Genomic DNA, 9,008 nt, shown 5'->3' with positions numbered 1-9,008 from the left:
CCGACCTTCAGGGTCGTCATGCCGGCCTCGGTCTCGCGGTGCAGCGAGATCCTGTCCGTCTTCTGCAGGCCGAACGTCGCGTCGAACGACTGGATCCGGTTGCGGGCGATGGTGCCGTCCGACCACTTCAGCGCGGCCGCGCGGGCGTCTACCGGCAGGCTCTCGCCGCCGCCCGGGTGGACCGACGTGTTGTTGTCGGAGTACAGGCTGTTCGCGTACCAGACCAGCATGCCGTCTTGGTACGGGAAGTGCTCGACCCGGTCGGGCGAGGTCAGCGGCCAGCCGAAGTTGTACGGTCCGGTCCGCAGCGTCGCGTCGTAGCCCCCGTACACGCGGTTCTCCGCGATGTAGTAGTGGCTGTACGGCTGCAGGTAGCCGCCGTTCTGGAGACGCTCGAAGCCCTCGAGCGTCCAGTCGGTCGCGCCGTCGTCCGTGACGAGGGCGTCACCGACCGCGATCGCGTCGACCTGGAAACCGGGGTGCGTCTCCGCGACGTCGGTCCAGTAGCGGAAGCGCACCTGCGCGGTCTCACCCGCGAGCGCGGACAGATCGGCGGTGAGCGCGGTCCAGCCCTCGGACTCGCCCGTGATGCCGAAGCCCGCGTTCTGGTCGTTCGGGTCGTCCGTCGTCGACAGGTTCGTCTCGACCGGCGCCCAGGTGGCACCGCCGTCCGTCGTCGCCTCGAGGTACGCGTAGTCCCAGCCGGTCTCGATGTCGTACGACACCTGAGCCGTGAGTGCGCCGCCCTCGGGCACCGTGAACTCGGGGCTCGTGGCCGTGACGTCGAGGTTGTCACCCGAACCGGAGTACAGGTGCTGCGTCCCCTCGAACGCGTCGCCCACCTCGATGAACTGCTCGCCGTCCGGCAGGTCGACGATCGCGGCCTGCGCTCCGCGCGTGTTCGCGTGGAAGGACGGCCCCAGGTTCACGGTGCCGTCGGCCTCCGCCTCGACGACCTCGTAGTCGAGCCAGCCGAGGAACAGCTTCTCGCTGGGCCCCATGTGGTTCGGCGTGGTGCCGATCGAGCCGTCGCCGTGGCCGAGCCACGAGCCCGAGCTCATCAGCGTCCAGTATGCGGAGCCGTTGTCGCCGCCCGCCGTGTCGTAGAAGTCGGGCAGACCGAGGTCGTGACCGAACTCGTGCGCGAACACGCCGAGGCCGCCGTTCTCCGGCTCGGTCGTGTAGTCGCGGATCCACACGTCGGAATCGCCGATCTGCACGCCGCCGAGCGGGAGGTACTGCGACGGGCCCCACTCGCCGAGGCCGGCCTGTCCGGCGGCCCAGCGGTGCGACCAGATGGCGTCCGCCGGAGCACCGGCCTCCTCGCCCTCGCCGGAGTGGACCGCCTGGAAGTGGTCGATGTAGCCGTCGGGTTCATTGATGATCCCGTCGCCGTCCATGTCGTAGCGGTCCCAGATGTCGTACGAGTTGAGCTCGGCGACGATCTCGTCCTTGGTCCTGCCGGCCGCGATCTGCGCGTCGTACCAGGCGTCGCCCGTGTCCTGGATGAACTGCGTCATCTGGGCCTGGGTCTCGCCCTGATCCTCGCCCGTCTCCGGGTCGATGTAGTTCGAGCCGTAGGAGGCGGCGGTGTCGGGCAGCTGCACCCAGTCGCTCACGGCGCCCTCGACCGCGAAGCGGCCGGAGGACATCTCGTCGTAGACGTCCTTGAACGACTCGCCCTCGCCGAAGAACATGTCCTCGAAGTGCGCCTTCGAGAAGTCCGGAACCCAGTACGTCGAGTTGTCTTCGGCGTCGGGCTCGGGGATCTGATTGTGCGCCTGGTCGCTGAACTCCGCGAGGATCGTGAAGAGCTGGGCGGTCTCGGCGGTGCCGTACTCGACGTACTCGCCGGGCTTGAGTTCGACGACGCGGCTTTCGTGCCGGTCCTTGCCGCGGGTCTTGACCTTCGCGTCGCCGGTCGCGACGAGCTCGGCGGCGCGCTGCTTGGTCGCGCTGCGCTTCTCTGCCAGCGCGTCGGGCCGGTTGTGACGGTGCTCGTCGACCGTCGCCTGGTCGTGGTTCTCGACGTCGGGCGCGGGCGCTGCCGACGCCGCGGTCGGCACGAGAAGCGATCCGCTCAGCAGTATCGCCGCTGTGCCGATCGCGCAGCTGGTGCGTCTTTTCACTGTTCCTCCGGGGATAGAACCGAGCGGCGGCCGGACGGTCACCGCTCGGGCCGCGCGTGGCTCGTGCCCGAGAGCACCGGTGGGGACGCGCGACCGATCCCAGAAGTGTCACAGTTTTCTCGTTTCGGAGGTATGAACCTTCCCGCTCACCACAGCGGGATGGGGAGTGCTCCCCATCCCGCTTGCCAAACCGCGATCGTGGTGTCAGCAGGCGTGATGCCGGCCGCGGCGGTCGGAGCCTTCCGGTCCGAAGCCGTGATGGTCCGCGTGGTGATGCGCGCGTCGGTGCGGGTGCGCAGGCCGGAAGCCGCCTCGTCCGTGGCCGCGCCGACCGAAGCCGAGGCTCGGGAAGCCGCGGTCGTCGAGTTCTTCGCCCTCGAGGTCGTGGCGACCGAGGCTTCGGCCTCCGACGCGGTGGCCGAGACCGTGGCGGGGGTGCCGGGGCCCTCGGGCGCGCGATCCGAAGGCGTGCACCTCGTGCTCGTCGCCCAGTTCGCGTGCGATCGCCTCCAGCGTGCGGACCGTGACCTCGAGGTCCTCGGCGGGAATCGCGGCCTCGATCCGGTGGCGCACGCCACGCCCGCCGTAGGCGCGCTCGCGGGCGATGAGCCCCTCGGCCGCTCGCAGCCAGAAGCGCAGGCGGCGTCCTCCGTTGCTGCCGATCGTGTCGTCGTGCGGGGCTCGGTCGGCGGTGTCGTCGATGTCGTTCTCCATGGTGCTCCTTCAAATGTATGTCTTAACGCATGTATATGCAGGATGACATGCATTCGAGATGCATGTCAAGACACATGTACGTTTGACGCGTGACCGAGAGTCGTGACCCCGTCGCTCAGATCGCCGAAGCCCTCGCGCGACTGCGGGGTGCCGGCCGCCTCGGAGCGCCGCCCTGGGCCGGCCGCTCTCCATGGGACGCCGGATCGCACGCGGGGCACCACCGCGGTGGTTCCGAGCGCCACGGGCACGGCGGCCCGTTCGGCGGCCCTCCGCACGGAGGTCCGCTCGGCCGGGGCGCCGCGCGCCTGCGGCTGCTCGAGGAGCTGGCGGGTGCCGAGGGCCCGAGGTCGGTCGGTGCGCTCGCCGCAGCCCTCGGCGTCGATCAGCCGCGTGCCAGCCGGCTCGTGCAGGCCGCGGTCGAGATGGGGCTCGCGCGGCGCGAGGCGGATCCGTCGGATGCCCGTCGCACCCTCGTCGCGCTCACGGAGCAGGGGCGCGCGATCGTGGACCGCAGCCGCGGTGCGCGATCCGATGCGGTCTCACGGGCGCTCGACGGCTTCAGCCCCGCCGAGCGCGATCAGCTCGCGGCGCTCCTGACCCGTCTCGCCGACGCGTGGCCGCGATGATCCCGATGCCGCTCAGGCGCGCACGTGCGGCGGCAGCTTGACGAACAGCAGCAGGATCAGGCCGATCAGCAGGATGGCGGCGATGCCCAGCACGCCGTAGACGATGCCTCCGAACCAGGCGAGGAACAGCGACCAGGCGAGGGGCGACAGGAACGACGCCACGCGGCCGGTCGTTGCGTAGAGGCCGAAGATCTCGCCCTGCATGCTCGGAGGCGTGAGGCGCGTGAGCAGCCCGCGACTGGCGGCCTGCGCCGGACCGACGAACGCGCACAGCAGCAGCCCGCAGATCCAGAACACGATCGACCCGAGGTCCCGGAGCAGGAACACGACGAACGCCATCGCGACCAGGCCCGTGAGCGCGATCACGATGAGCCGGCGCGGACCGATCGCATCGTCTATCCGGCCAGCGAGGAGCGTCGAGACGCCGGCGACGAGGTTGGCCGCCAAGCCGAACACGATCACCTCGAGGAACGAGAAGCCGAATCCCTGCGCCGCGAGCACCGCGCCGAACGCGAACACGCCGGCGAGGCCGTCGCGGTACACGGCCGCCGCGAGCAGGAACCAGAAGGTGGGCCGGTTCGTGCGGAACAGCCCGACGAGGTTGCGGGCCAGCACGACGTAGGCGCGGAAGAAGCCGACCTTCTCCGACTCCGCATAGGCGGGGGACTCGGGCACGTTCCGGAACATCGGGATGGAGAACACCAGCGTCCAGACGGCGCACACCACCGCGACCAGCTTGTAGGCGAGCGGGTTGTCCTGTCCCAGGCCGAACAGCACGGGGATGCACACGACGAGCGCGACGACGCCGCCGATGTAGCCCAGGCCCCAGCCGAGACCCGACACGCGGCCCACGGTGGCGGGGGTGGACACCTCGGAGAGCATCGCGTAGTAGCTGACGTTGCCGATCTCGGCCACCACCGCGCCGATCGCGACCGCGAGCGCGCCGAACCAGAAGTACTTCGGGTCGGCCTCGACGAAGAACAGCGCGAACTGCACGAGGGCGATCGCGATCGTTGCGCCGACGAGCCACTTCTTCTTGCTGCCGCGGGCGTCGGCCTGCTGGCCGAGCACCGGGGCGAGGAGCAGGATCAGGATGCCCGCCGCGAAGTTCGCCCAGCCCCACCATTCGGACAGGTCCGTGAGGCCCTGGCAGTAGGCGCTGTCCAGGTACTGCCCTTCGTTGCAGTTCATGTACGTGCCGTCGGCGAGCAGGCCCGATTCGCGCACCGCGGGATCCAGGAACTGACGCGACGTCAGGTACAGCGCGATCCAGACGAACGTCAGGATGACCGTGTTGAACGGCTGCATCGCCCAGTCCCACATCGCCCACGACGCGACGACCCTGCGCGAGGTTCGCTCGCCGTCGACGCCCCGGCCGATGGGCCCGAGGGTGCCCGTGCGGGCCGCGGTAGGCGGGGTGATGTGGGGCGAGTCGGCCTCGGGCGTCATGCCACGAGAGTAGGGCCGGCCGGTGAACAACCGGTGCTCCGCCACGGGGACGGCCTCCTCGCAAAGTTGAGCCGATTCATATCAAGTTCTCTTTGACACGGATCGGCGCCCGACATATCCTTGAGTCAGCGCGGCTCAAGTCGCGCGAGAGCTTGACTCATCGTCCAGCAGAAGGAGCAGAACATGGCACGTGCTGTGGGTATCGACCTCGGAACGACAAACTCGGTCGTCAGCGTCCTCGAGGGCGGTGAGCCGAAGGTCATCGCCAACGCCGAGGGCTTCCGCACGACCCCCTCGGTCGTCGCGTTCACGAAGGACGGCGAGGTGCTGGTCGGCGAGACCGCCAAGCGCCAGGCCGTCACCAACGTCGACCGCACGATCGCGTCGGTCAAGCGCCACATCGGCACCGACTGGTCGTTCGACGTCGACGGCAAGAAGTACACGCCGCAGGAGATCTCGGCGCGCATCCTCATGAAGCTCAAGCGCGACGCCGAGCAGTACCTCGGCGACACGGTGACCGACGCGGTCATCACTGTTCCCGCGTACTTCAACGACGCCGAGCGCCAGGCGACCAAGGACGCGGGCGAGATCGCCGGCCTCAACGTGCTGCGCATCATCAACGAGCCCACCGCCGCGGCCCTCGCGTACGGCCTCGACAAGGGCAAGGAGGACGAGCTCATCCTGGTCTTCGACCTCGGTGGCGGCACGTTTGACGTGTCCCTCCTCGAGGTGGGCAAGGACGACGACTTCTCGACGATCCAGGTCCGCGCCACGGCCGGTGACAACCGCCTCGGCGGCGACGACTGGGACCAGCGCATCGTCGACCACCTGATCAAGCAGTTCAAGGACACGAGCGGCGTCGACGTCTCGGGCGACAAGATCGCCCTGCAGCGCCTCAAGGAGGCCGCTGAGCAGGCGAAGAAGGAGCTGTCGAGCTCGACCTCGACGTCGATCAACCTGCCGTACCTGTCGCTCACCGAGTCGGGCCCCGTCTCGCTGTCCGAGACCCTCACGCGCGCGAAGTTCGAGGAGCTCACGAAGGACCTCCTCGAGCGCACGGTCAAGCCGTTCGAGGACGTCATCCGCGAGGCCGGCATCAAGGTCTCCGACATCGCCCACGTCGTGCTCGTCGGCGGTTCGACCCGCATGCCCGCGGTGTCGGAGCTCGTCAAGCGCGAGACCGGCAAGGAGCCCAACAAGGGCGTGAACCCTGACGAGGTCGTCGCCGTCGGCGCCGCCCTGCAGGCCGGCGTCCTCAAGGGCGAGCGCAAGGACGTCCTTCTGATCGACGTGACGCCCCTGAGCCTCGGCATCGAGACCAAGGGCGGGATCATGACCAAGCTCATCGAGCGCAACACGGCCATCCCGACCAAGCGCAGCGAGACCTTCACGACGGCGGACGACAACCAGCCGTCGGTGTCGATCCAGGTGTTCCAGGGCGAGCGCGAGTTCACGCGCGACAACAAGCCGCTCGGCACGTTCGACCTGACCGACATCGCACCCGCGCCGCGCGGCGTGCCGCAGATCGAGGTCACGTTCGACATCGACGCGAACGGCATCGTGCACGTGTCCGCCAAGGACAAGGGCACCGGCAAGGAGCAGTCGATGACCATCACGGGCGGCTCTTCGCTGCCGAAGGACGACATCGAGCGCATGGTGCGCGAGGCCGAGGAGCACGCGGCGGAGGACAAGAAGCGCCGCGAGGCCGCCGAGGTCCGCAACCAGGCCGAGACGCTGTCCTACTCGATCGAGAAGCTCATCAAGGACAACGAGGACAAGCTGCCCGCCGACGTCAAGGAGTCGGTGCAGGCGGATGTCGACGAGCTCAAGAAGGCCCTCGCCGGCGACGACGACGAGGCCGTGAAGACCGCGTTCGACAAGCTGAACCAGAGCCAGACCAAGCTGGGCGAGGCGATCTACTCGCAGGCGCAGGCCGAGCAGGCCGCCCCCGCGGGCGACGCGCCGACCGGTGACCAGAACGCCGCCTCCGACGACGACGTGATCGACGCCGAGGTGGTCGAGGACGACGAGGACAAGAAGAGCTGATGAGCGACAAGGACTTCGAACAGCCCGCGAACGACGACGGCGACGAGGTCCAGCCTGGGGCCGAGGGGGCGGGTGCGCACGACGCGACCGCCCCCGAGGCGCAGGAGGGGACCGCCGAGCAGGGCGCTCAGGACCAGGACGCGCCGGTCGCCGACGAGGACGCCGCCAACACCGCGGACGGCCCCGGCGGAGCCGCGCAGGGCGAGCCCGAGCTCACGGTCGACGACATCCTCAACATGGGGCAGTCGGACGAGGCCGCCGAGCACGACAAGGGCGACCCCGAGACGCAGCTGCTGCACGATCTGAAGCGCCTGCAGGCGGAGTACGCCAACTACCGCCGGCGCACGGAGGAGCAGCGCCACATCGAGATCGCGCGCGCCAAGGGCGAGGCCGTGAAGGGCCTCATCCCGGTGCTGGATGATCTCGACCGCGCCGACAAGCACGGCGATCTCGCCGAGGGCACCCCCTTCGCCGCGATCGCGGAGAAGGTGCGCGGCGTGGCCGAGCGCATGGGCCTCGTCGCCTACGGCGCGGCGGGCGACACGTTCGATCCGCAGCAGCACGAGGCGATCTTCCAGCAGCCCGTCCCCGGCGCCACGGAGACCACGATCCTCGAGGTCGTCGAGCTCGGCTACCGGCTCGGCGACATCGAGTTGCGCGCCGCGAAGGTCGTCGTCGCGGTCCCGGCCGAGTAAGGGGACCAGATGGCCAGTCAGGACTGGTTCGAGAAGGACTTCTACAAGGTCCTGGGTGTGTCGAAGGACGTCTCCGCGTCCGACCTGAAGAAGACCTACCGCAAGCTCGCACGGCAGTATCACCCGGACTCGAATCCGGGCGATGCGGCCGCCGAGGCGAAGTTCAAGGAGATCAGCGAGGCGTACGGCGTGCTGTCCGACCCGAAGCAGCGCGAGGAGTACGACCAGCTCCGCGCGATGGGCTCGGGCGCGCGCTTCACGGCGGGCGGGGGCACGGCGGGCGGCTTCGACGACGTCTTCAGCGCCTTCACGCAGAACCGCGGATCCGCGCAGGACTTCGACGACATCTTCGCGATGTTCAACCAGGGCGGCGGTGGGGGCCGCTTCGGCTCGGGCGGCTTCGGGCGCCCGAGCGGCGGCTTCCGCGGGTTCGGCGGGCCTCAGAAGGGCGCGGATGTGCGCGCCCGCACGACCATCGACTTCGTCACCGCGGCGAAGGGCGAGACGATCTCGCTGCAGAGCGAGGACGGCAAGCCGTTCAAGATCAAGGTTCCCGCCGGCGTGGCCGATGGGCAGAAGATCCGCCTGCGCGGCAAGGGACGGCCGTCGCCGGACGGCGGCGAGGCCGGCGACATCGTCGTGGAGATCTCGGTGCGGCCGCACCCCGTCTTCACGCGCGAGGGCCTGAACCTGCGCGTGATCGTGCCCGTGACGTTCGCCGAGGCGGCGCTCGGCGCGACGATCGAGGTGCCGACGCTGGGCGGTGATCCGGTCAAGCTGCGCGTCGCACCCGGCACGCCGTCGGGTCGCGTGCTGCGCGTCAAGGGCCGCGGCATCGCGTCGCAGAAGGGCACGGGCGATCTGCTCGCCGAGGTGCAGGTCGTCGTGCCCGCGCACCTGGACGACGACGCCCGCGAGGCGCTCGCGCGCTTCGTCGAGGTGGGGCCGCAGGGGAACCCGCGCGCCGAACTGATGGACAAGGCGTCCTCGTGATGCCGGCTGTCCAGAGGAGGAGCGGAGCGGCCGCGCCGACACGGGGCGGCGTCTTCCGGGGGCGGCACCGCGTTTCGACGCGCTTCGCTCGCTCGACCGACGGATAGTGGGACAGACGGGAAGAGCTGAGGAGCTGCGGATGAGCGACTCGTACGAGATCGACGAGGACGCGCCTGTCTTCGCGATCGCTGTCGCGGCCGAGCTGGCGGGGATGCACCCGCAGACCCTGCGGCAGTACGACCGGATCGGGCTCGTCGTCCCGGGGCGCACCCCGGGTGGATCGCGCCGCTACTCCGCCCGCAACATCGCGCAGCTGCGCGAGGTGGCGCGTCTGTCGGGCGAGGGCGTGAGCCTTG

The 9,008-nt window shown here is 69.6% G+C and carries 8 protein-coding genes; 5 read left to right on the top strand and 3 right to left on the bottom strand.

The genetic code is table 11. The features are described 5' to 3' along the window. Both RIF89_RS08185 and RIF89_RS08180 read right to left on the bottom strand, forming a co-directional pair. Nucleotides 1-2,129: immune inhibitor A domain-containing protein (locus RIF89_RS08185; RefSeq protein ID WP_309068631.1), on the bottom strand; the 2,129-nt coding region annotated here is incomplete at its 3' end. Between the two features lie 204 nt (nucleotides 2,130-2,333). Continuing rightward, nucleotides 2,334-2,843 carry a hypothetical protein gene (locus RIF89_RS08180; RefSeq protein ID WP_309068630.1) on the bottom strand — a complete coding sequence of 170 codons (510 nt, stop codon included), beginning with the start codon at nucleotides 2,841-2,843 and terminating at the stop codon, nucleotides 2,334-2,336. 89 nt (nucleotides 2,844-2,932) lie between these two features. Here RIF89_RS08180 and RIF89_RS08175 point away from each other — a divergent pair, with 89 nt between their 5' ends. Beyond that, nucleotides 2,933-3,469 carry a MarR family winged helix-turn-helix transcriptional regulator gene (locus tag RIF89_RS08175; protein WP_309068629.1) on the top strand — a complete coding sequence of 179 codons (537 nt, stop codon included), beginning with the start codon at nucleotides 2,933-2,935 and terminating at the stop codon, nucleotides 3,467-3,469. A gap of 12 nt (nucleotides 3,470-3,481) precedes the next feature. On the opposite strand, the gene RIF89_RS08170 is transcribed toward RIF89_RS08175, so the two are convergent. After that, entirely contained in the window at nucleotides 3,482-4,918 is a 1,437-nt protein-coding gene (locus RIF89_RS08170; protein ID WP_309068628.1) for an MFS transporter, read from the bottom strand. Between the two features lie 183 nt (nucleotides 4,919-5,101). Here RIF89_RS08170 and dnaK point away from each other — a divergent pair, with 183 nt between their 5' ends. The 4 genes from dnaK to RIF89_RS08150 all read left to right on the top strand — a co-directional run. Next, nucleotides 5,102-6,964, top strand: coding sequence for a molecular chaperone DnaK (gene dnaK / locus RIF89_RS08165; protein ID WP_309068627.1), 1,863 nt, complete (start codon nucleotides 5,102-5,104; stop codon nucleotides 6,962-6,964). After that, nucleotides 6,964-7,659: a nucleotide exchange factor GrpE gene (locus tag RIF89_RS08160; protein ID WP_309068626.1), complete on the top strand. Its 696-nt coding sequence runs from the start codon at nucleotides 6,964-6,966 to the stop codon at nucleotides 7,657-7,659. Before dnaK ends, RIF89_RS08160 begins: the two co-directional genes overlap by 1 nt. A 9-nt stretch (nucleotides 7,660-7,668) precedes the next feature. Continuing rightward, on the top strand, nucleotides 7,669-8,652 hold the full coding sequence (locus RIF89_RS08155; protein ID WP_309068625.1) for a DnaJ C-terminal domain-containing protein: 984 nt from the start codon (nucleotides 7,669-7,671) through the stop codon (nucleotides 8,650-8,652). Between the two features lie 139 nt (nucleotides 8,653-8,791). Then, nucleotides 8,792-9,008 (top strand): MerR family transcriptional regulator (locus RIF89_RS08150; protein ID WP_309068624.1); only part of this gene is annotated, 217 nt, incomplete at its 3' end.

The sequence above is a fragment of the Microbacterium sp. genome (genome assembly GCF_031178525.1).
Lineage (GTDB): Bacteria > Actinomycetota > Actinomycetes > Actinomycetales > Microbacteriaceae > Microbacterium.
Note: the sequence above shows the minus strand (reverse complement) of the source record. Positions and strands in the feature narration are given on the sequence as shown.